Annotated in this window: 20 protein-coding genes; 8 read left to right on the top strand and 12 right to left on the bottom strand. The window is 33.9% G+C overall.

The window, feature by feature from the left end; all coding sequences use genetic code 11:
• Positions 1-23: 23 nt before the first annotated feature.
• Together serC and O6P34_RS00540 are read right to left on the bottom strand one after the other, a co-directional pair.
• Positions 24-1094, bottom strand: coding sequence for a 3-phosphoserine/phosphohydroxythreonine transaminase (gene serC / locus O6P34_RS00545; protein WP_269685420.1), 1071 nt, complete (start codon positions 1092-1094; stop codon positions 24-26).
• A 90-nt stretch (positions 1095-1184) separates the two neighbouring features.
• Positions 1185-2246 carry an acyl-CoA reductase gene (locus O6P34_RS00540; RefSeq protein ID WP_269685419.1) on the bottom strand — a complete coding sequence of 354 codons (1062 nt, stop codon included), beginning with the start codon at positions 2244-2246 and terminating at the stop codon, positions 1185-1187.
• 139 nt (positions 2247-2385) lie between these two features.
• On the opposite strand from O6P34_RS00540, the gene O6P34_RS00535 reads away from it, so the two are divergent.
• Positions 2386-2736 (top strand): 4Fe-4S dicluster domain-containing protein, encoded by a 351-nt coding sequence (locus O6P34_RS00535; RefSeq protein WP_269685418.1) that lies wholly within the window; start codon positions 2386-2388, stop codon positions 2734-2736.
• Positions 2737-2812: 76 nt separating this feature from the next.
• On the opposite strand, the gene O6P34_RS00530 is transcribed toward O6P34_RS00535, so the two are convergent.
• Entirely contained in the window at positions 2813-5488 is a 2676-nt protein-coding gene (locus O6P34_RS00530) for a TonB-dependent receptor (protein WP_269685417.1), read from the bottom strand.
• 309 nt (positions 5489-5797) lie between these two features.
• Here O6P34_RS00530 and ychF point away from each other — a divergent pair, with 309 nt between their 5' ends.
• From ychF to O6P34_RS00500, 6 genes are all read left to right on the top strand, one after another.
• Positions 5798-6892 (top strand): redox-regulated ATPase YchF, encoded by a 1095-nt coding sequence (gene ychF, locus O6P34_RS00525; protein ID WP_269685416.1) that lies wholly within the window; start codon positions 5798-5800, stop codon positions 6890-6892.
• Between the two features lie 350 nt (positions 6893-7242).
• The gene (locus O6P34_RS00520; protein ID WP_269685415.1) at positions 7243-8388 is read left to right on the top strand and encodes an FIST signal transduction protein; all 1146 of its coding nucleotides are present in this window, start codon (positions 7243-7245) and stop codon (positions 8386-8388) included.
• A 4-nt stretch (positions 8389-8392) separates the two neighbouring features.
• Entirely contained in the window at positions 8393-9913 is a 1521-nt protein-coding gene (locus O6P34_RS00515) for a response regulator (RefSeq protein ID WP_269685414.1), read from the top strand.
• Between the two features lie 101 nt (positions 9914-10014).
• A complete protein-coding gene (locus tag O6P34_RS00510; RefSeq protein ID WP_269685413.1) occupies positions 10015-10536 on the top strand; it encodes an NADPH-dependent FMN reductase in 522 nt (173 codons plus the stop codon).
• A gap of 120 nt (positions 10537-10656) precedes the next feature.
• On the top strand, positions 10657-12519 hold the full coding sequence (locus tag O6P34_RS00505; RefSeq protein WP_269685412.1) for a DNA topoisomerase IV subunit B: 1863 nt from the start codon (positions 10657-10659) through the stop codon (positions 12517-12519).
• 127 nt (positions 12520-12646) lie between these two features.
• Complete coding sequence (locus O6P34_RS00500) at positions 12647-15337, top strand: DNA gyrase/topoisomerase IV subunit A (protein ID WP_269685411.1); 2691 nt, start codon at positions 12647-12649, stop codon at positions 15335-15337.
• A 63-nt stretch (positions 15338-15400) separates the two neighbouring features.
• Here the strand turns inward: O6P34_RS00500 and O6P34_RS00495 are convergent, their stop codons facing one another.
• The 9 genes from O6P34_RS00495 to O6P34_RS00455 all read right to left on the bottom strand — a co-directional run bounded on the left by O6P34_RS00495 (position 15401) and on the right by O6P34_RS00455 (position 22770).
• Entirely contained in the window at positions 15401-16054 is a 654-nt protein-coding gene (locus tag O6P34_RS00495; protein WP_269685410.1) for a 3'-5' exonuclease, read from the bottom strand.
• Complete coding sequence (locus tag O6P34_RS00490) at positions 16051-17970, bottom strand: DUF294 nucleotidyltransferase-like domain-containing protein (protein ID WP_269685409.1); 1920 nt, start codon at positions 17968-17970, stop codon at positions 16051-16053. The genes O6P34_RS00495 and O6P34_RS00490 overlap by 4 nt, the downstream gene beginning before the upstream one ends.
• A gap of 157 nt (positions 17971-18127) precedes the next feature.
• Positions 18128-18898, bottom strand: a complete 771-nt coding sequence (locus tag O6P34_RS00485) for a TerC family protein (RefSeq protein WP_269685408.1) — start codon at positions 18896-18898, stop codon at positions 18128-18130.
• A 45-nt stretch (positions 18899-18943) separates the two neighbouring features.
• Positions 18944-19318 carry a DNA topoisomerase IV gene (locus tag O6P34_RS00480; protein ID WP_269685407.1) on the bottom strand — a complete coding sequence of 125 codons (375 nt, stop codon included), beginning with the start codon at positions 19316-19318 and terminating at the stop codon, positions 18944-18946.
• Positions 19319-19339: 21 nt separating this feature from the next.
• Positions 19340-19912, bottom strand: coding sequence for a pentapeptide repeat-containing protein (locus tag O6P34_RS00475; RefSeq protein WP_269685406.1), 573 nt, complete (start codon positions 19910-19912; stop codon positions 19340-19342).
• A gap of 8 nt (positions 19913-19920) precedes the next feature.
• A complete protein-coding gene (locus O6P34_RS00470; protein ID WP_269685405.1) occupies positions 19921-20142 on the bottom strand; it encodes a DUF6095 family protein in 222 nt (73 codons plus the stop codon).
• A gap of 276 nt (positions 20143-20418) precedes the next feature.
• On the bottom strand, positions 20419-21234 hold the full coding sequence (gene murQ / locus O6P34_RS00465; RefSeq protein WP_269685404.1) for an N-acetylmuramic acid 6-phosphate etherase: 816 nt from the start codon (positions 21232-21234) through the stop codon (positions 20419-20421).
• Between the two features lie 49 nt (positions 21235-21283).
• Positions 21284-21952: a ZIP family metal transporter gene (locus O6P34_RS00460; RefSeq protein WP_269685403.1), complete on the bottom strand. Its 669-nt coding sequence runs from the start codon at positions 21950-21952 to the stop codon at positions 21284-21286.
• A 53-nt stretch (positions 21953-22005) separates the two neighbouring features.
• Positions 22006-22770 (bottom strand): class I SAM-dependent methyltransferase, encoded by a 765-nt coding sequence (locus O6P34_RS00455; RefSeq protein ID WP_269685402.1) that lies wholly within the window; start codon positions 22768-22770, stop codon positions 22006-22008.
• Positions 22771-22839: 69 nt separating this feature from the next.
• On the opposite strand from O6P34_RS00455, the gene O6P34_RS00450 reads away from it, so the two are divergent.
• Positions 22840-24015, top strand: coding sequence for a THUMP domain-containing class I SAM-dependent RNA methyltransferase (locus O6P34_RS00450; RefSeq protein WP_269685401.1), 1176 nt, complete (start codon positions 22840-22842; stop codon positions 24013-24015).
• Positions 24016-24073 lie beyond the last annotated feature (58 nt).

Here is a 24073-nt window from a genome sequence, read left to right as displayed (position 1 = left end):
TAACCAAATTAACGATTAACCGACTAAACTTTTGTTTCTAATTCTTTCATTACATCCACTAATACTTGAACGCTCTCTAATGGAAGTGCGTTGTACATAGAAGCTCTGTAACCTCCTACTGAACGGTGTCCGGGTAATCCTGAAATTCCGGCTTCTTTCCACATAGCATCAAAAATTGGCGCATGTGCTTCGTCATTTAATAAGAAAGTAGCATTCATATTAGAACGATCTTCAGTAACAGCAGCTCCTTTGAATAATGGGTTTCTGTCTATTTCTGCATAAAGCAAAGCCGCTTTGGCATTGTTTATTTTTTCAATTGCAGCAATTCCGCCAAGGTTTTTTAACCATTGTAACGTTAGTAATGAAGCATATACTGGGAAAACAGGTGGAGTATTGTACATACTTTCTGCTTTAATATGTTTCGTATAATCTAACATACTAGGAATTGCACGTCCGTTTTTACCAAGAATTTCTTCTTTAACAACAACCAAAGTAGTTCCTGCAGGGCCCATATTTTTTTGTGCTCCGGCATAAATAATATCAAATTTAGAGAAATCTAATACTCTTGAAAATATATCAGAACTCATATCACATACAATTGGCATATCAAGAGAAGGGAATTCCTTCATTTGAGTTCCAAAAATAGTATTGTTACTCGTGCAATGGAAATAATCTGCATCAGCTGGTACAGTATATCCTTTTGGAATGTGATTGTAATTTTCTTCTTTTGAAGAAGCTACAATAACAGTTTCTCCAAAAAACTTAGCTTCTTTTATTGCAGCACTTGCCCATGTTCCTGAATCAAGATAAGCAGCTTTTCCGCCTTCTTTCATCAAATTATATGGTGCCATCAAAAATTCTAAACTAGCTCCGCCGGCTAGGAAAAGCGCTTGATATCCTTTGCCTTCTAATCCTAATAATTCAATAGCGAGTGCTCTTGCTTCTTCCATTACGGCAACAAAATCTTTACTTCGGTGCGAAATTTCTAAAATAGATAAGCCAGAATTATTGAAATTTAAAATAGCTTGTGCTGATTTTTCAAAAACTTCTTGTGGTAAAATACAAGGTCCTGCGCTGTAGTTGTGTTTTTTCATGGTGTAGTTTATGTCCAAAATTTAAAAATGCAAATTTCGGGAATAGGAGTTTAAAAAGCGTTAAATAATTCGAAATAATTAAACATTTTTCTACTTTATTGTTAACAAAAACGAAATGGTATCTCTGTTATCTGCGTAATTCCATAATTTAGGCCTTTGAGTCTGCCCAAAAGAAATACTGTTTTCAACCAGATTATTGCTCACAATGCATTGAATATGTTCACTTTCCGATTGTAATTGTTGTTCTAAATTAGTAAGATCTTCGTAATATTCATAAAAAACACTCGAAATAGGTGATGCATGACTTTTATCTTCTTTTAAAGTAAGAAAACCATTATCTAATAATTTGAAATTACTCATCAGGAAGACTGCTTTGTTGTAATCATAATTATTAGCATATTTTTCGTAATGAATAACGTCTTGATATTCGAAAATAGCTTCAAAAAAGGAATTAAAGGAATAGTCTTTTGGAACAAATAATTTAGAAACATTGCGACAACCTAAACCAAAATAGCGGAATATGTCTTCTCCTAAAGCAATTAAGTCTTCTTTGGTTTCTTCGCCGTTTAAAACCGCTACCGAATTTCTGCTTTTTCGAATGATAGAAGGTTTGTCTTTAAAATAATATTCAAAATATCGGGATGTATTGTTGCTTCCTGTTGCGATTACAGCATCAAAATTTTCTAGTTTTCCATCCACAAAAGTGATTTTATGTGTCAATTCAGGGTCAACAGAAATAATGTATTTAGCTAAAAAAGGCAGTAAATGTTGGTCATTTGAAGATGTTTTCACTAATACGTTATGACCGGAAATCAATACCGATAAAAAGTCATGAAAACCCACCAGAGGAATATTTCCTGCTAAAATTAAGGCTATATTTTTAGGTTCATTTATTATAGGCTCATAAGCAGATAACCATTGGCCTAAATTTTCTTCTTTTAAAGCTTCTGCCCATGATTCTATAGCAAAATAAACTTGTTCCGGAGTATACCAGCCGTTGTGAGACTGCGATAAATGGATTAATTTGATACAATCCTCAAAAAAAATATCGTTATGTAAAACAGTCGGATTCTTTGATGAATTATTTTCGGAAAACTGACTTAAAAATTTTCCTAATTCAATAAAACTTCTTTTTTTTTCGTTTTGTAACATAAGTAATTTGTATATGAATAGTTTTGATTGTAATTTTGCACAAAAATAAGCTATAATAAGTTATAAGTCAATGGAGAAAAAAATGTTCAACAGTTTTCCTTCACAATACATAACTTTCTAACTCATAACCAATAAGAAAATGGCAATTATAATAACAGATGAATGCATCAATTGTGGTGCTTGTGAACCAGAATGTCCAAATACTGCAATATACGAAGGAGCAGATGATTGGAGATACAAAGATGGTACAAAGCTAAAAGGAAAAGTGATTTTGGCAGATGGAACTGAGATAGATGCTGATGCTGCACAAACACCAATTTCTGATGAAGTGTATTATATTGTTCCTGGGAAATGTACCGAGTGTAAAGGTTTTCACGATGAGCCGCAGTGTGCTGCAGTTTGTCCAGTAGATTGTTGTATTCCTGACGATAATCATGTTGAAAGCGAGGAAACATTGCTTAACAGACAAGCATTATTGCACAACGAATAGATTAAAAAAAAAATATTTTTATATAAAAAAATCCTGAGTGTTAACTCAGGATTTTTTTGTTTTATATGTGTCTTGATTAGAAGTTAAATCCTAATCTGGCATAATAATACGCTCCATTGAAGCCCATTTGAACAGCATCCCAATATCCACCAGCTTCAACCCAGTCATCTTGTTGATCAGGATAGATGTTGAATAAGTTATTTGCTCCAATACTTAATTTAGTAGCTTTAGAAAGTTTGAAGCCTAAAGTTAAATCAGTTACGATTTTAGCTCCATAAGTATCTGTTGCCGCTTTTATCTGGTCAGCAAAAGTACCATAGTCTTCAACGCTTTCATACATTTGATAATCTAATAATTTTACTTCGCTAAAACGAGTGAATGCTAAGCCAGCATTAAACCATTTTTGGTCGAAATTCAAATTTAAACCAAATTTGTTTTCTGGAGCAGAAGCTAATAAAAACGCTTTTTCTCTTTCTCCAAAGAAAATTTCTTTGTCTAAAGATCCGTTTTTAACCTTGTCAATTTTCATGTTATTAACGTTTCCTACTAATGTAGCTCCAAAAGAACTGTCTCCAAATTTCTTTTTCCAAGCCAAAACGACATCAAGACCTGTTGTTTTAGTATCTACACCATTTACGAAAAATTGAGCCTCATCTACACCAATATCAAATGTTGATGCATCAAAATATCCGGTCAATACAATTCTATCTTTTACATTTATCATGTATCCGTCAATAGTAGCGGTGAAATCTCCAAAATTTGCCGTCATACCTAAGGAACCGTTAATCGCTTTTTCCTCATTCAATTTATCTATTCCAAAAGCTTTTGTTACCGGGCTGTTGTTTGGAGAAAGTAAGATTTCTGATGCTCCACTAGAAGAGAAATTGGTAAATCTTAAATTATAGTAAATTTGTGCCAATGAAGGTGCTCTGAATCCAGTACTCAATGAACCTCTGAAATTAATGTTTTTAGAAGCTTTCAGTCTGGCGGCAATTTTTCCGTTAAGGGTACTTCCAAAATCACTGTAGTTTTCATAACGAACTGCTGTACTTACTAAGAAACTTTCTGACAAGTCAAACTCCGCATCAGAATACAAAGATAAGTTTGTTCGGCTTTGGTCAACTGCATTTGCTGGACTGTATCCTGGGAAACCTTGAGAACCTCCTGGTCTTGCTTCTTCCGAAATTGGGTCGATAGGCGCAGATTGTGTTGCAGGATTAGTAATTGGCAATCCATTTGTATCGTAAGTTGCATAAGAGCCTTGTTCTCCAGCAAAAATGTTGAATTTTTCAGTACGGAATTCTGCTCCAAAAGCGATATTCATTCCGTTTAAAACAGAACTATAATTTTTTGAAAAATCAAAATTCATTGTATTTTGGCTTAAACTATGTCCACCCGCATCAAATTCTGTTGGTGAAGCTTCTTCCAAAGAAGCATTGATAGTTCCTTTAATAAAGTAGTGAAAAAGATTTTTTCCATAGGTATTACTGATGTCAATTTTCCAACCGCTGGCCGTTTCAGTTCTGAAACCTGCAGCAAAGGAGTTGTCAAGAATATTAGAGGTGATTCTTGGCGTGTAACCTCCCGGGTAAATAGACTCTACCACTCTTTTTCCATCATTTCTGGTAAAAGCATAGGCATCAGTATCTCTGTAGTTTCTTCCGCCAAAAGCATAAAATTCTGTTTTATCAGACACTGGAATTGCCATGTTTCCAAAAAAGTTGAAACCTTGTATTTCAGCTTCTCCAAATCCTTTTCTGAAATCAAATCCAGGACGTAAAGTTTTGTTTTTACTTAAATATTCTGTTGTGAAATTAGCAAAACCACCTTTTTCGCCAAGAGCAACACCATAATTTGCAGCTACTTTTACAGAACCTCCGTCAAAAGCTTTGTCTTTTCCAAAGGTATTCCCGTTTCCGTTTTGATCTAAACGGTTCCCGTCTGTATTAGCTGTTCCCGCAGGAAAATCTCCTTTGGCGTTGGTGTTAAAAGCGCCATAAGTTACGCTACCGGTTAATTCGTTTACATTGTCATTCAAAACAATATTGATAACTCCAGAAATGGCATCAGAACCATATTGTGCTGCTGCACCATCTCTTAAAATTTCAATTCTTTTAATAGAAGAAGCTGGAATTGCATTCAAATCGGTTCCTGTATTTCCTCTTCCGCGTGTTCCAAAAAGGTTGATAAGTGACGATTGATGTCTTCTTTTTCCGTTAATTAAAACAAGTGTCTGATCCGGTCCCATACCTCTTAACGAAGCTGGGTCAACGTGATCCGCACCATCAGAACCGGATTGTTTGTTTGCGTTAAATGAAGGAGCAACGTATTGCAATAATTCATTAATTTCTAATTTTCCGCTTTGTGTAGTAACATCTTTAACACTTATGATGTCAATCGGCACGGCTGAATTTACTACTGTTCTTTTAGAATTTCTGGAACCTACAATTTGAACTTCCTTCAATTCTTGTTCGCCTTCTCCAGATAATACTACATCAATTGTAGTGTCTGTAGCCGCTTTTGAAACTGATTTGTATCCAATATAACTGAATACTAAAGTAGCACCTTCGTTGACTTTGATTTTGTAGTTTCCGTCCATATCGGTAGAAACTCCATTTTTGGTCCCTTTTTCAATCACATTAACGCCCGGAAGTGTTGCTCCGGCGTTGTCTTTTACCACACCGGAAACTTCTTTTTGAGCAAAAAGAAAGCTGATGTTCAGTAAAAAAAACAATAAGGTCATTTTTTTCATAATCTGTTGAATTTTTGTTTGGTTTGGTTTAATTTAGGTGCAATATAGATTTTTTTTAACAAAACATTTACAGTCGATTTATTTTTTTGTAAATATTACGGATAAACTAAAATCAATAATTAAAATTATGGAGTAAATAAAATGATGCAAAAAATAATATTGAATTGATAATACGAAAAAGAACCAATCTTAATGGATTAATGGAAGCATTATGCTTTCTAAAATTTTTTTAATCTTATATTTGCAAACTTTTAAAGTTAAGTACTAAAAACTTTTAGCAGGAAACTGCTGTTTGTAAACTAAAATATCATGAAAGCAGGAATTGTAGGATTACCGAATGTTGGAAAATCAACATTGTTTAATTGTTTATCTAATGCAAAAGCGCAAAGTGCTAACTTTCCTTTTTGCACAATCGAACCTAATATAGGAGTTGTCAATGTTCCTGATTCCCGTATGGAAAAATTAGAAGAGTTGGTCAAACCAGAACGTGTACAAATGGCAACAGTTGATATTGTTGACATTGCAGGTCTTGTAAAAGGAGCGAGTAAAGGCGAAGGACTTGGAAATCAATTTTTGGGTAACATTAGAGAATGTAATGCTATTATTCATGTGTTGCGTTGTTTTGATAATGATAACATTGTTCACGTTGACGGGAACGTAAATCCAATTCGAGATAAAGAAACGATTGATATCGAGTTGCAGTTAAAAGATCTTGAAAATGTTGAAAAACGTTTGGAAAAAGTGAACCGTGCAGCTAAAACCGGTAACAAAGAAGCGCAAACCGAAAAAGCACTTTTAGATAGAATCAGAGAAACGTTGCTTCAAGCAAAATCTGCCAGAACTGTAATTCCTCAAAGCAATGACGAGGAAGTATTAATGGAAGGTTTTCAATTGATTACTGCAAAACCAGTATTGTATGTTTGTAATGTTGATGAGAATTCAGCAGTTAGCGGAAATAAATATGTTGACCAAGTTCGTGAATTGGTAAAAGACGAAGAAGCAGAGGTTATTGTACTTTCGGTAGGTGCCGAAGCTGATATTACAGAACTGGAAAGTTACGAAGAGCGTCAGGTTTTTTTGGAAGACATGGGATTACAAGAGCCGGGAGCATCTGTATTAATTCGTGCGGCTTATAAATTATTGAAACAACAAACGTATTTTACTGCTGGTGTTAAAGAAGTTCGTGCTTGGACAATCAATGTAGGGGCAACAGCACCACAAGCTGCAGGAGTTATTCATACTGATTTCGAAAAAGGATTCATTCGTGCCGAAGTTATTTCATATGAAGATTTCGTTCACTATGGCTCAGAAGCTAAATGTAAAGAAGCCGGAAAATTCAAAGTAGAAGGAAAAGAATACGTTGTAAAAGATGGTGATGTAATGCATTTTAGATTCAACGTTTAGTAAGATACGTTTCAGGAGGCAGGAATGTCTTTTGTATTTATAAAATCTTTTCAATTGAACACAAATACTTTTAATTTAAAGGCAGGTGTTTAAATTTGAAAAATAGTAATGGTAATAAAAAAAGCTGCAAGAGTAATTTTGCAGCTTTTTTTATAAAATTTAATTTATTTTAAGAAATAGGAAGTTAAATTTTCGTTTGAGATTTTAATTTATAGCTTTTTAATTTGCTTTTATATATTAGTTTCTGTTATTTAATCGTAAAAAACAGTATTTTTATTTATTAAATTAATTTGTTTTTAATAATTTAAATACAATTAATAGCAAATAAGCTAATATTTGAATAAAGTAACATGAAACTACAGCAAATTAAAATTAGTGATAAAAATCAATCGGAAATTATTTTTTCTAATCCTGATTTTTTGGCAGCACAAGCAAATTTAGTATTGGTGTTTGGAGAACGAGTTATTTTAGAGGTTTCTATGCCTTATGCTCAACTGAAAGAATTGTATCCTAATGCTCAAATTGTTATTTGTTCTACTGCCGGTCAAATCTCAAATAATACTATAGAATCTGAAAATGTTATTGCGACAGCGATAGCATTCGAAAAAACTGAAATTAAAGTTGCCGAGATTGACCTTTTGGAAAATAATAGTATTAGCGCTTTAGGAGAAGTCATTAAAAAAGAACTTTTATCAGAAGATTTGAAATCTCTTTTAGTTATTTCTGAAGGGAGTTATGTTAATGGAAGTGAGTTAGTAAATGAGTTAGAAAAACAAACCGAATTCAAAATTCCAATTTTTGGAGGTTTGGCTGGAGATAATCTTAATTTCGAAAGAACTTTGGTGGGGTTTAATGCTGATGGAAGTGAAGGAAAAATCGTGGTTATTGGTTTTTACGGCGATGCTATACATTTAGGATATGGTTGTGAAGGGGGATGGTCTGATTTTGGTCCGGAAAGAGAGGTTTCAGTTGCAGAGAATAATATAGTATATAAAATAGGAGACCGATTTGCCTTGGATTTATATAAGGAATATTTGGGCAAATATGCGAATGATTTACCAGGATCGGCATTGTATTTTCCGCTTTCAATGAAAGAAAACAAACATTCTTTGCCGGTTGTGCGAACTATTTTATCTATTGATGAAAATCGTAAATCAATGACTTTTGCAGGAAATGTTCCGCAAGGTTCATTTGTTCGTTTAATGAAAGGAAATGTCGATAAACTAATTGACGCCTCATATAGTGCAACAATGGATTCATTTTCGAGCCATTCAAAAAAACCAAAACTAGCATTGGTTGTAAGTTGTGTAGGAAGAAAAGTGGTGCTTGGGGATAGAATAGAGGAGGAATTTGAATCGGTAAAAGAAGCTTCTGGGAATGAAACATTAATTTGTGGGTTTTATTCTTATGGAGAAATTGCACCAGTGGTTGATAAAAATAAAACATGTGAATTACACAATCAAACGATAGCTGTTTTAACAATAATGGAGGAATAATTGCATGAATAGTACTGATTTGCATATTCATTTAAAAAGACAAATTAATAAGTTTTTGTCAGAGGAAATTATTAATGATAATCCTTCGATTCAAAAATTTATTGATGTGGTAAATCAATCCTATTTGAATTATGAAAAAGATGCGGAACTATTTGAACAATCTATTCGTTTAAACGATATAGAATTTTATGATATTAATAACAGAATTAAAGATCAATTAGATAAAAAAAGAAGTATTCAAGAAAAGTTGATTGGCGCTATAAAACAATTAAATACAAATAATAACATAGCGCTTGATACTGATGATAATTTAGTTGAGTTGTTGCAAATATTGCAAAATGAAATAGAATTTAAAAAAGAAGCAGAAAGTCAATTGTTTACAGCTAAACTTAATGCCGAGAAAGCAAACGAAGCTAAGTCTGATTTTTTGTCGATTATGAGTCACGAAATCCGTACTCCATTGAATGCAATTATTGGTCTTTTGTATATCATGGAAAAGGAAGGGACGATAGAAAGCTTTCAGGAAAATCTAGATGTCTTAAAAAATTCCGCTCAAAATTTATTCTTATTAATCAATAATATTTTAGATTTTAATAAAATTGAAGCTGGAAAAATAATTTTAGAAACTATTCCGTTTGACTTCAAAGAATTGGTTTTAGATGTAGTTAAATCACTTAAAACAAGAGCATTAGAGAATGGAAATCAGATAGAAGTGCTTTTTGATGATCATTTTGTAACTAGTGTTATTAGTGATCCATTACGAATCAGTCAAATTATAACCAACTTGGTTATGAATGCAATAAAGTTCACTAAAAATGGATTGATTCAGATTAAAATAGATCAAATTGGAGTTAAGAATAATAATTCTGTTTTTAAAGTTCAAATCATTGATAATGGAATTGGAATCGATTTAGAAAAGTTTAATTCTATTTTTGAAAAGTTTACCCAGGCTGATAATAAGACGTCAAGAGAATATGGTGGTTCAGGATTAGGTTTGATAATTGTAAAAAAATTACTTAAAATTTTGCTTTCTGAGATTGAATTAAAAAGTGAAATAGGTTCAGGTTCTAATTTTAGTTTTGTTCTCGACTTACCGATAGCAGAAAAAAATAGCCAGTTAAATGCAATTGGTAATTCGGATGATTATCAAGAAAAAGACCTGAGTGGATTTAAAGTACTCTTGGTTGAAGATAATTTAATCAATATTAAAGTTGCCGATAGAATATTAAAGCGCTGGAATATTGATGTTGATATTGCTGTAAATGGGCTTGAGGCTATAGAAAAGTTTAAAGAAAATATGTATAATCTCATTTTGATGGATTTGTCCATGCCTGTAATGGATGGCTATGAAGCGACAGCAATTATAAGAAGAACAAATTCTTCGATTCCTATAATAGCTTTAACGGCTTCAACTTCTTACTTGAGTTTGGAAAAAGCAATACAAATAGGCGTCAATGAGTATATTACAAAACCGTTTATCCCTAGAGATTTGAATAGAAAATTGTGTAAATACTACAAAGAATAAGTATCTCTTTTTTTTAAAGTTCTAATTTTTTCATAATTTAATCCGTAAGTGTTGGTTTACTATTTATATTTCGATTAATTTTAGTAAAAAAACTAATTCTTATGAAAATTATAGCCTTTGGCGCAAGCCCCAGTAAAAATTCAATCAACAAGAAATTAGCCACTTATGCCGCACATTTGTTCGAAAATGCCACAGTGGAAGTTTTGGATTTGAATGATTTTCAGATGCCAATTTTTAGTGTCGACATCGAGGCTGAGATTGGTCAACACCCGCTCGCAAAAGCATTTCTTTCTAAAATTAGTGAAGCGGATATTTTAGTAATTTCATTAGCCGAAAATAACGCAAATTATGCTGCGGCTTTCAAAAATATTTTCGACTGGTGTTCCAGAATTGGTGCCAAAGTATTTCAAGATAAGCCTATGCTTCTCATGGCAACTTCGCCGGGAGCCAGAGGCGGATTAAGTGTATTGGAAATAGCAAAAAATGCTTTGCCTCGTTATGGAGGAAATATTAAAGCAACGTTTTCCTTACCTAGTTTCAATGAAAATTTTGATGTTGTAAATAATACAATTTCGAACCCAGCATTAGATAAGCAACTGAAAGACATCGTTAAGGGTTTTTAATTTTTGAAACTTCAAATTTTTACTTTTTTTTGTCAATATCATTCTTAATAACTTTGGTGTTTTCCTCTTTTAAAATCTATCGATATAGCTTACATTAGCACAAAATCGATAAAATTTCTCATGTCCGATCAAAATCAATACACCGAAGACAATATTCGCTCTCTCGACTGGAAAGAACACATCCGTATGCGTCCTGGAATGTACATTGGGAAATTGGGCGACGGTTCATCATCCGATGATGGTATTTATATTTTATTAAAAGAAGTGCTCGATAACTGTATCGATGAATTCGTTATGGGTGCGGGCAAAACTATTGAAGTAACCATCAAGGATAAAACGGTTACCGTTCGGGATTATGGTCGTGGAATTCCGCTTGGAAAAGTAATCGATGTTGTTTCTAAAATGAATACCGGTGGAAAATATGATTCACTAGCCTTTAAGAAATCCGTTGGTTTAAACGGGGTTGGAACAAAAGCCGTTAATGCTTTATCTAATTATTTTCGTGTAGAATCCGTACGTGACGATAAACAAAAAGCAGCAGAATTTTGTGGAGGAAATTTAGTTCTCGAAGAAGATATCATTGAAACGACCAAGCGAAAAGGAACCAAAGTTACTTTTATTCCGGATGAAGCGATTTTCAAAAATTATAAATTCAGATTTGAGTACATCATCAAAATGCTCAAAAACTATTGTTACTTAAACAATGGTTTGACTATAATCTTTAATGGTGAAAAATATTTTTCAGAGAATGGTCTGAAAGATTTATTAGAAGAAACTATTAATGCGGATGATCTGGAATATCCAATCATTCACTTGAAAGGTGATGATATAGAAATTGCCTTAACGCACAGTAAAACTCAATACAGCGAAGAATACCATTCGTTTGTGAATGGACAAAATACAACGCAAGGCGGAACACATTTAGCTGCTTATCGTGAAGCAATTGTAAAAACCATTCGTGAATTTTACAATAAAAGTTTTGAAGCTTCTGATGTTCGAAAATCGATTGTTACGGCGATTAGTATCAAAGTGATGGAGCCGGTTTTTGAGTCACAAACCAAAACCAAATTGGGTTCGACAGATATGGGTTCAGAACCCGGAATGCCTTCGGTTCGTACTTTTGTAAATGATTTTGTGAAAACGAAATTAGACAATTATTTACATAAGAATCCTCCAACTGCCGAAGCATTGTTGCGAAAAATTCTTCAAGCCGAAAGAGAGCGTAAAGAATTATCAGGTATTCGAAAACTAGCAACAGATCGTGCCAAAAAAGCGAATCTGCATAATAAGAAATTAAGAGATTGTCGGGCGCATCTTCCGGATACTAAAAATCCTAAAAGTTTAGAGAGCACCCTTTTTATTACTGAGGGAGATTCGGCTTCCGGGTCGATTACCAAATCACGTGATGTAAATACACAAGCCGTTTTTAGTTTGCGTGGTAAGCCGTTGAATTCGTATGGAATGAGCAAGAAAATTGTATACGAAAATGAAGAATTCAATTTGTTGCAAGCGGCATTAGATATTGAAGACGGATTGGAAAAATTGCGGTACAACAACATCGTGATTGCAACCGATGCCGATGTCGACGGAATGCACATTCGCCTGTTATTGATTACTTTTTTCCTGCAATTTTTTCCTGAATTAATCAAAGAGGGGCATTTGTATATTTTGCAAACGCCACTTTTCAGGGTTCGAAATAAAAAAGAAACGATTTACTGCTATTCTGATGACGAGCGTAAAGATGCCATTGAAAAATTAAAACCGAAACCAGAAATCACTCGATTTAAAGGTTTGGGAGAAATTTCTCCGGATGAGTTTAAAAATTTCATTGGAGAAACCATTCGTTTAGATCCGATTATGATGGACAAAAATACCTCAATCGAGCAATTGCTGTCCTTTTATATGGGGAAAAACACACCGGACCGACAAGAGTTTATTATTAAAAATCTAAAAGTAGATTTAGATGTAATAGAGGTAAGTTAATAATCTGATTGCATGAAAAAGATATTAGTAGAGTAATCTACAGTTTTATAAAATTAGAAAAAGCATCAGGATTATTTGCTTTTTTAAATTGAAAATAAAATCGAATTTTAATTTCGAATTAGCATAAATGAAAGACGAAGAAGACGAAAATACAATTCCAGAAGGGCAAGACGAGGATAATTCAATTGATGAAAATCAGTTTGAAGGAAAATCTTTTGAAGGACAGCATTTTTACGAAAATCAAGAAGACGGAAACGATACCATTACCAAAGTTACGGGAATGTACAAGGACTGGTTTCTGGATTATGCTTCGTATGTAATTTTGGAGCGCGCTGTCCCCGCTATTGAGGACGGTTTCAAACCGGTGCAGCGCAGAATCATGCACTCTCTAAAAGAGCTTGATGATGGTCGCTACAATAAAGTGGCTAATGTTGTTGGTCACACCATGCAGTATCATCCGCACGGAGATCAGAGTATCGGTGATGCAATGGTACAAATTGGTCAGAAAGAATTACTTATAGATTGCCAGGGAAACTGGGGGAATATTCTAACAGGAGATGGCGCTGCGGCTTCTCGTTATATTGAAGCGCGTTTGTCAAAATTTGCTTTAGAAGTTTTATATTCTCCAAAAATAACCGATTGGGGTGTTTCTTATGATGGTCGTCGTGCAGAACCGAACAATCTTCCTGTGAAATTTCCGTTGCTTTTGGCACAAGGAGCCGAAGGTATTGCAGTGGGACTTTCGACAAAAGTATTGCCACATAATTTCAATGAATTAATTGATTCCTCCATAAAAATATTAAAAGGAAAACCGTTTACGTTGTATCCGGATTTTATGACGCAAGGTATTGCCGATGTGTCGAATTACAATGATGGAATGCGAGGCGGTCGTGTGCGTGTGCGTGCAAAAATTGGCCAACTGGATAAAAATACTTTGGTGATTACCCAAATCCCGTTTTCTACCAATACGACGACTTTGATTGACAGTATTTTGAAAGCCAATGACAAAGGGAAAATCAAAATCAAAAAAATTGAAGATAATACAGCTGCCGATGTTGAGATATTAATTCATCTCTTTCCTGGAGTTTCTCCGGATAAAACTATTGATGCTTTGTTTGCATTCACCGCTTGCGAAACTTCGGTGGCGCCACTGGGTTGTGTGATCGAAGACAATAAACCATTGTTTATCGGGGTGACGGATATGTTGAAAATTTCGACCAACAGAACGGTTCAACTTTTGAAAAGTGAACTCGAAATTCAGTTGGGGGAATTAGAGGAGCAATGGCATTTCCTTTCATTGGAACGTATTTTTATTGAAAATAAAATCTATCGCGATATTGAAGAAATGACGACGAGAGAAACGGTAATTAAGGCCGTTGATGATGGTTTGAAACCACACATTAAACATTTGAAACGAGCCGTTACCGAAGAAGATATTTTGCGTTTGTTGGATATTCGAATCATGCGTATTTCTAAATTTGACAGCAATAAAGCACAGGATAAAATCGAATCACTGGAAGGTGATATCGAACAAGTAAAATATAATTTAGAGCATCTGATTGATTTTGCGATTGCCTATTTTACCAAATTAAAAGAAAAATACGGTAAAGGACGGGAACGCCAAACAGAACTTCGAATTTTTGATGATATTGAAGCGACAAAAGTAGTTTTAAGAAATACAAAACTCTACGTAAACAGAGAAGAAGGTTTTGTGGGAACAAGCCTGAAAAAAGACGAATATGTTACCGATTGTTCTGATATTGATGATGTAATTGTTTTTCTGCGAGATGGAAAAATGATGATTACCAAAGTGGATGCAAAAACATTCGTAGGTAAGGACATCATTCATATTGCGATTTTTGATAAAAGTGATAAAAGAACGATTTACAATATGATTTATCGCGACGGAAAATCAGGTCCGTCTTACATTAAACGATTTAATGTTTCCGGAGTGACTCGTGATAAAGCATACGATTTGACTAATGAAACCGCTGGTTCACAAATTCTTTATTTCTCCTGCAATCCAAACGGAGAAGCGGAGGTTATCACGATTATATTACGTCAGGTTGGAAGTGTGAAAAAATTAAAATTCGATATTGATTTTGCTAATTTAGCTATAAAAGGCAGAGCGTCTAAAGGGAATTTGGTAACCAAATATCCAATCAAAAAAATCGAATTGAAAGAGAAAGGAATTTCTACTTTATTACCAAGAAAAGTCTGGTTTGATGACACTGTGCAAAGATTAAATGTAGATGCGCGAGGAGAATTGTTAGGTGAATTCAGGCCAAATGACAAAATATTAGTGATTCATCAATCGGGAAAACTGAAAGTGATTACGCCGGAATTATCTACTCATTTTGATGAAGATATGGTTGTTTTGGAAAAATGGATTCCTAAAAAACCAATTTCTGCCATTTATTATGATGGTGAAAAAGAACGGTATTACATCAAGCGTTTTTTGGTGGAAACCGAAAATAAAGAGGAAATTTTCATAACGGAACATCCTAATTCTCAATTGGAAATTGTTGCTACGGATTATCGTCCTGTTGCCGAATTAATTTTCACTAAAGTGAAAGGAGTTCAAAAAGAAAACATGACGGTAGATATTGAGTCTTTTATTGCTGTGAAAGGATTTAAAGCTTTAGGAAATCAATTAACAACAGATAAATTGAAACAAGTTAATTTACTGGAACCGCTGCCTTATGAAGCACCAGAGGAAATTATTCCCGAAGAAATAGAAGTTCAAGGCGAAACGGATTCTGATGCTATTTCTGGTCAACTTGAAGATGACGGACAAATAACATTAAGTTTAGAATAGAAAAAAAAGCTCCTTTTTAGGAGCTTTTTTAATTTAAATACTTTTAGGAATTGTTTGCTGTTTTTATCTGAATAATTCTTTTAGCGTCATTTCCTTTTTTTCTCTCAATTTTTTTAGAATTTTTAAAAAAGCTATTGCGGTAATGTAAGCATCGCCCATTGCGGTATGTCTGTCTTTTTTAGAAATATCAAATTTATCGGCCAGCTCGTCTAAACTATAGGCTTCCTTGCGTTCTAATAAATTAGAAATCAATAATGTTTTTTTGTAAAGAACTGCAGTGTCTAGTGTTTTGTTTTTTAATTCTGGTAAACCATTTCTTTTTAATGCTTTGTTAATCATCGTAATGTCAAAAACGGTATGATGCGCAATTATGATTGAATCTCCCAGAAAGCTTAGAAACTCTTGTAACGCTTGTAATTCTGAGGGACGTTCTATCACGCATTCTTTTAAGATTCCATGAATTTTGGCACTTGACTCATCGTAATGTTCCTGTTGGATAAAAATTTCTAAACTTTCGTTAATGGGAATTACACCGTTTTGTAAAACGAGTGCTCCAATACAGAGTATTCGGTCATTTGTGTAATCGAAACCAGTAGTTTCAGTATCCAAGACTACAAAACGAGTCGAATCTATAGATATTGATTCATCGAATGATTCATCGGGTTTACCCCAAAAATCAGATAAAACTGCTTTGATTTTTTGGAAGAAGTTTATCATAATACATTTGAAACATTAAATCGGATAGTAATAAGTTCTTGCAATTCTTTAATGGTTTTGAAGGTGCTTTTCAGCTTTATTTTTTCTAGCTTAGAGAGCGTTTCCAAGGCAATATATTGCCCGGAATCATTATGTAAAAGACCTTGTTTGGTTCTGAATTTCAATAAGGTTTTATAGGAGTAGGAACAGGCTAAATACAACTCTCTATTGGCAGGTTCTAACTCGGCTAATTTTTCAAAACGTTCTGGAGTATTACTGATGGATTTTACCGAATGTGAGATAATCAATACTCTTGCGGCATCAGTCAAAGGCATTAGAGCCCGTCTTTTTATATCAAAAAAATCTTTGTTTGCGCCGTCTTGTTCCAATAAAAACTGTCTGAAAAAACCGGTTGGTGATGGGCTTTGCAAAGCGCCACTTACTAAGTGAATATAAAATACAGGATTCGCCTTTATGTTTTCGAAAATAGAGTCGGAGAGATTATTTACCAATTCGCTATCGCCATAGGAAAGACTGTAATCAAAAAATATAAACGATAATAAGACTTCATTTTTCCCGGGATTAGTAATCCAATGGTAGACTAAATCTTTCCATTGACCAAGGCTCAAACACCATTTTGGGTTCGAAGCCATCATTTCTGCCGGACAATATTCATAGCCAATATCAAAAAGTCCTTTGTTGACATGTGTCGCCAATTCTAAAAAATATTTTTTGGTTGCTGCTTCTAACTCTTCTGGAACATCTTCATAAACTAAAGCATTGTCTTGATCTGTTTGTAGTAACTGCTCACTTCGTCCTTGACTTCCCAATGCCAACCATGCAAATTTTACAGGCGGAGGCGTTTTCATTTTGGTTAATGCTATTGCTATGACTTGCTTGATGCAAGCGTCATTTAATTCAGTAATGATTTTAGAAGTCAGCGTCATAGGAATATTTTGATCTAAATATCCTTGTAGCAAATGCATAATTCCGGCTCGTATCGGTTTTATGTTTTTGAATTTTTTTGCTCTTTTTACAGCTTTTATTAATACTGCCGGATTGTTTCCCAGCGATACCATGACATCATGTTTAGACAAGATTCCAACAGCTTTAGTATTCGTTGTTCCATCTTTTGTAAGACATAAATGGCTGATATTACTTTTCATCATGGCCATTTGAGCCTGCGTGATGGTCAGTTTTTTTGGATACGTGATTACAGGCGCTGTCATTATCTCAGCGGCTGAGGTAGTGATTGGATATTCTCCCGTTACAATTTTGTTTCTCAAATCCTTATCAGTAATGATACCAATTGGCAATGTGTCTTCTACTACGAGAATAGCGCCTACATTTTTTTTGGTCATGATTTCAGCAATGTTTTTTGCTGTGGTTGTCGAAGAACAGGTAATTAGTTTTTTAGAATATTTTACAGGCTGTAAGTCTAATAAATTTTTATCAGAATCTAATAATTCGCCACCTGTTGCGTCACCATATAATTTTCCGCGATGACTTTTAGAATAAGGATTACGGGTGTTAGAAGCAAAACTTTCTATTAAAAAGTTCCCTACAGCTTTATTTTCAAGAGCGTAAGGTTTAAATATGGCGATAGGAATAGCATAAAGAATACTTTCTTCATAGGTTCTGGCTTCCATTTTATAGTTTTCATTGGCTATAAGTGGTCTTAATCCAAAAATATCTCCTTCGTCACACATGTCCAAAACATCATTTTTCTCTCCTTTTCGGAGTGCTACAGCTCCTTTATGGACAACATAAAAAGAAGAATGCGTTTCTTCATTTTCGGCAAAAACCACGCTGTCTTTTTCTTTGTAAATAATTGATATTTGTTCGGAAAGTGTTTCGATTTCTTTTTGCTGCAAAAAGTTAAAAGGAGGGAAGTTTTTTAAAAAGTCTGCAACTCTATGGGAGATTGTATTTTTCATAACGCTTATTTGTAGCAACTAAGTTAATTTATAAAATAATAGTGGAAAAGAAAAAAGATCAAATTTGCACTTATTTTAGTTTGGTTAACGGGTTGGAATTAATTTGTCTTCTGTATAAAAAAAAGCTCCTTAATGGAGCTTTTTCTAATAGAATATTTTATTCTTTTTTCTTCATTTTCATATTCAAAATCTCAACAAATAGAGAGAATGATATGGCAAAATATAAATAGCCTTTTGGTACCGGTGTTACATGACTTCCTAAAATAAGGGCATTAGATAAATGAGCACTTTCTGTTAATAGCATGAATCCAATTAGTATCAAGAAGGATAAACCTAAAATTTGAATTGAAGGATGTTTATTGACAAAATTCCCAACAGGAACAGCAAATTGCATCATTATTAATACTGAAATTACAACTGCAGTTATCATAATGTATAATGCGCCAGGAACTCCGTTTGTCATCCCGACAGCAGTAAGAATACTGTCAAAAGAGAAAACCAAATCAATCATTATTATCTGCAAAAGCACGCTTTGTAATGATTTTGTTGCTGCTTTACTTATTTCTTGTTCTTCATGCCCTTTTATATCTACTTTCTCATGAATTTCTTTGGTGCTTTTGTAAATAAGAAATAAACCCCCTAAGAATAAAATGACACTTTGCCCGGTGATTCCTGCTGATAACCAACTGAAATCTATCGTGAACCAAGGTTTTTTCATTTGAATCAATAAATTAATACCAAACAACAACGCAATTCTCATGAACATGGCAAGGAACATTCCTATTTTGGTCGCTTTTTTACGACTTTCTACAGGAAGTTTTCCCGTGGCAATCGAGATGAAAATAATATTGTCGATTCCTAATACGATTTCCAGAAAAGTTAAGGTCAATAAGGCAATCCAAGCATCGGGATTTAAAAATACTTCCATTTTATTTAGTTATAGTTTATGATTTTTATTTTTTGTTCAAAAGTCCTATTCGGAAATCTTGGTTACGGTTCCTCTTTGTTTTGCATCTACGCCAACCATCCCAAATTCAAAGGTATAGGAATTTTTTGATGTTGTCAAAATTTTCATAACGATTGCTTTTTCTTCCAACATATTTTTTGGATGTAATTTTTGTAATATATATTCACAATCGTTAACCCATCGGATAGAAGCAGTATCAGTTTTACCTTCAAAAGTTTCGACTTCAATGCTGTCATTGCGTTCGAAAACGGTGGTTTTCTTAATGCCATCCACTTCATATTCAAATTTGAATTTTCCGGTTTTAAAATCTTTGCAATTATTTTCGACATTGTAGCAAGAAAATAGCAATAGGAGCGGAAGCAGTACAATTATTTTTTTCATAAGTAGAATTCTAGTTTACTATTATTCGATTTTAATGTCATATTTGTCTAAAAGTCCCGCAATTCCTCGCGTAGAAAATTTAGCTTTTTTCATCGGATTGAATTCAGGATCTATTTTGTAATTGTAAGCCGTTGTAAAATCGGCTGCAGCTAATATAGTATCATTAAAAATAGCGTTGTCTAAATTGCAATTGTCAAAAACCGAATTCGTTAGATTAGTCCCAATAAAACTCGTTTCTTTCATCGAACAGGAATTGAATTTTGTCTTTGGCATTTTCTTATTATTAAATAGAGAATAATCTAAAACACAATCTTGAAATTCAACGCTGAATAAAAAATCTTCGCAAGCATTAAATTGAATACCTAACAATTTACAGTTTTTGAAACGAACTGTTTTTAGACTTGTTCCGCCCAAATTGAGCATCGAAAGATTACAATCTATAAATTCGCAATCTATAAAACTATTATAGGAGAAATCACTGTTAGAGAAATCACTGTTTTTAAAAACGCAATCATCAAACTCCCTGTGGTTAATTCTTTTATCAATGTAAACTACTTTTTCAAATGTTTTTTGAACGTGAATTAGGCTTTCCATTTTTTCCATTAGTCGTTAAATAATCCTTTCATAATTGTTTTTAAACCCCAATACATCAAATACATCGCCGAAATACAAGCTATTATTCCAATGGCTAAAACCAAATAATGCCATATATTCTGTTGGTTCATAAATGCATTATGAATCACGACCGGACCAATAAATAATAGCGGTAATGCACCGGCTAAATATTTAATTCCTTTTGTTAACTGTTCTTTGTTAGTTGCCATTTTTAGATAACTTAAATTTATAATACAGTGCAAAAATAAAACCGAATACTGTTTGAAAAACAATTAGATACAGAAATAAAAAAACGTTTTTTAGTCCCATAGGATCCGTTTTGAAAATGCGTAAAGTGGAATTAAATTGCAAAAAGAAGTAAAGTGCCACCAGTAAAATATTCACGAAACAAAACCTGTAAATGTGTTTCCATTTTCTTAAAAAATAGACTGTTACTATCCATAAAACAGGAATTAGTGACAAAAGAAAATAGAAAATAAATACCATTATTTAGTCAGGTAATAATCAACTGCTTTTCTCACGCTTCCATATTCTTTTAATAATTGTGATGCTTCTTCGTATGAAACCGGAATTTCTCCCATAATCATTTTTACTCCACGATCGACTAATTTGCTGTTGCTTAATTGCATATCAACCATTTTGTTGCCTTTCACTTTTCCGAGTTGAATCATGGCAGCGGTTGAAATCATGTTGAGCACTAATTTCTGAGCAGTTCCTGCTTTCATTCGGGAGCTTCCCGTAACAAATTCGGGTCCTACGACAACATCAATAGGAAATTTTGCAGTTTGCGAAAGTGGACTTTCTGCATTACAGGAAATACTTCCGGTGCTTATATTGTGTTCGTTGCAAGCTTGTAACCCGCCAATAACGTATGGAGTTGTTCCTGAAGCTGCGATTCCTACAACGACATCATTTTCATTTACATCAAATGCTTTCAAATCTATCCAAGCTTGTGTGGCATTATCTTCGGCATTTTCTACGGCTCTGCGAATGGCTTTGTCACCACCTGCAATTATCCCTACAACCAAATCGAATGAAACGCCAAATGTTGGTGGACATTCTGATGCGTCAACGACTCCTAATCGTCCTGAAGTTCCTGCCCCGATATAAAATAATCGTCCGCCAAGTTTCATTTTTGTTACGATTTCGGCAACCAAAGAGGCAATCTGCGGCATTGCTTTTTCTACAGCAAGAGGCACAGTTTGGTCTTCTTGATTGATATTGAAAAGTAATTCCTTCACCGACATTTTTTCTAAATGTTCGTATTTTGAGGATTGTTCAGTCGTTTTGGTAAAAGTCATTTTTATATTTTTTGAAGGGAAAACTTACGAGTTGTCCGTACGGTGAATATTATATAAAATAAGCCAATGCAATTCCAAAAATAATCATTGAAACTTTAGCGATATTAAATTTGTGTCCTTCGCTGCTTTCAAAAATGATAGTGGAAGAAATATGAAACAATATTCCGATTACAACAGCGGTAATTTCGGTATAATAGTCATTCAAAATGGGTAAATAATCCGAAAGGACTGTTCCTAGTGGCGTCATTATGGCAAAGGTTGCCATAAATAGAAAAACTTCTTTTTTATCTAAGAATGAATTGATGAAAAAAGTCGTCAGAATAATAGCGATTGGCAAATGGTGTATCGCAATTCCTATGGCTAAATCATGATGATGGCTTACCGGAAATCCTTCTAGAAAAGCATGAATACAAAGACTGATGAACAGTAGCCAAGGCATATGTAACATTTTTTTGTGTCCGTGTACATGCCCGTGTTCCGCACCTTTGGAGAAAAATTCCAATATAATTTGAAATAAAATTCCAAGCATAATGTATATTCCAACATTCTGATTATTGTTTTCGTACACTTCGGGTAATAAGTGCATAACCGTTATCGAAAGCAAAAAAGAACCACTAAATGCTAATAATAATTTGAGTTTAGTTTTGTCTTTTGGCTTTATGATTAACGCCAGTATGTAGCCTAATAAAACAGAAAGTAAGGGTAAAAGGTAATTCATATTTCTTGTTGAATCGTTGAATGGGTTAATGGTTTTATCTATAAACAATTTACCTATTTAAATATCATGATTAATCGCTCGCTTTCTGTTTTGTGGAATTTTTTTAATTTGTAATCGCCAAAAACATCCAATAAGAAAATCCCGGCTTCTTCCATTAATTCTTCAAAATCTTTGAGCGTCAGGGCTTTTACTTTTTCGGTGAAATGAAATTTTTGTCCTTTATCTTCAAAGTCAATTTCTTTGTAAATATGTCCGTCTTTTAAATATCTTTTGATGTAAAAGTCAATTCCATCAACTGTTTTTGTCTCTTCAGGAACCAAAGTGTCAAGAACTTGATTGACATTCATGAAATCAATTACTGCAAATCCGTATTCAGATAAGCTGTTTTTTATGGCTTTTAAGGTGATGAGGTTGTCTTCATCATTTTCGAAATAGCCAAAACTGGTAAACAAATTAAAAATAGCATCAAATTTCTCTTCGAAAGTTTCACGCATATCATGAACCTTGAATTGCAAGTTTTCATTACTGTTTTTAGTAGCTTCGGCGATACTGTTTTCAGATAAATCAGCTCCCAGAACAGTAAATCCCAATTGATTCAGGTAAATAGAATGACGGCCTTTGCCACACGCTAAATCCAATACTTTTGCCTTTTCGGGCAGGTTGAGATAATGCGTCAGATTATCCATAAAAATCTGGGCTTCTCTATAGTTTCTTTCTTTATACAGAATGTGGTAATAAGGAGTATCAAACCAAGAAGCAAACCAGTTTTGAGTGGGCTCTTGTGGATTTAAGGTTTCGTGTTTTTCGGAATTCGGCATTTATTCGTTTTCAATTAATTCAAGTACCGCAAATTTAGTGTATTTTTGCAACGAATACTTGATTTTACAATGGAAAATAATTATAAAATGATTGCCAAAACCTTTTTTGGTTTTGAAGAAATATTGGCAAAAGAATTGCAAATGTTGGGCGCACAAGACGTGGAGCAAGGGGTTAGAATGGTTAGTTTTAAAGGCGATAAGGGATTTATGTACAAAGCAAATTTGTCTTTGCGTACGGCTCTTAAAATCTTAAAACCCATCTATTTTTTTAAAGCTAATAATGAGCAAGGATTGTATAAAGGAATTTCAGGAGTAAATTGGTCAAAATTCATTGATGCCAATCAGACTTTTGTGATTGATGCAACGGTACATTCAGAGTATTTTAATCACTCTGAGTTTGTTTCCCAAAAATGTAAAGATGCGATTGTAGATCAGTTTAGAGAACGAACCGGGCAACGTCCGAGTATAGATAAGGCTTTTCCTGATTTGAGAATTAATATTCATATCGACAAAGACCAGGTTTCGGTTGCGCTGGATACTTCCGGGAATTCTTTACACCAACGTGGTTATAGAACGGCTACCAATATTGCTCCGATAAATGAAGTTTTGGCAGCAGGAATTTTATTGCTTTCGGGTTGGGAAGGTCAAGGCGATTTCTTGGATCCGATGTGTGGTTCCGGAACATTTCTGGCCGAAGCAGCAATGATTGCTTGTAATATTCCGGCGAATATCAACCGTAAAGAATTTGCTTTCGAAAAATGGAATGATTGGGACAACGATTTATTCGACAATATTACTGATAGTTTGTTGAAAAGAGTGCGGGAGTTTCATTACACTATAAAAGGCTATGACAAAGCGCCAAGTGCGGTTCAAAAAGCCAAAGACAATATCAAAAATGCCAATCTTGACGAATATATTTCTATCGAAGAAAAGAACTTTTTTGATACCGAAAAAACGTCTCAAGGAAAATTACATATGGTTTTTAATCCGCCTTATGATGAGCGATTGGACATTCATATGGAAGAATTCTATAAAAATATTGGCGATACCTTAAAGAAAAATTATCCGGGAACTAATGCTTGGTTTATTACTGCAAATCTGGAAGCTTTAAAATTTGTTGGACTAAAACCTTCCCGAAAAATAAAACTTTTTAATGCCAGCCTAGAAGCTCGTTTGGTAAAATACGAAATGTATGAAGGAAGCAAAAGAACCAAATTTCAGGTTGTTCCAGACACCAGTATTTAGATTCAAATAACTGTATTTACTATTTTATACTTTTTTAAAACTTAAACTTTAAACCAGA

The organism is Flavobacterium lacustre, from assembly GCF_027474525.2.
GTDB lineage: Bacteria > Bacteroidota > Bacteroidia > Flavobacteriales > Flavobacteriaceae > Flavobacterium > Flavobacterium lacustre.
Note: the sequence above shows the minus strand (reverse complement) of the source record. Positions and strands in the feature narration are given on the sequence as shown.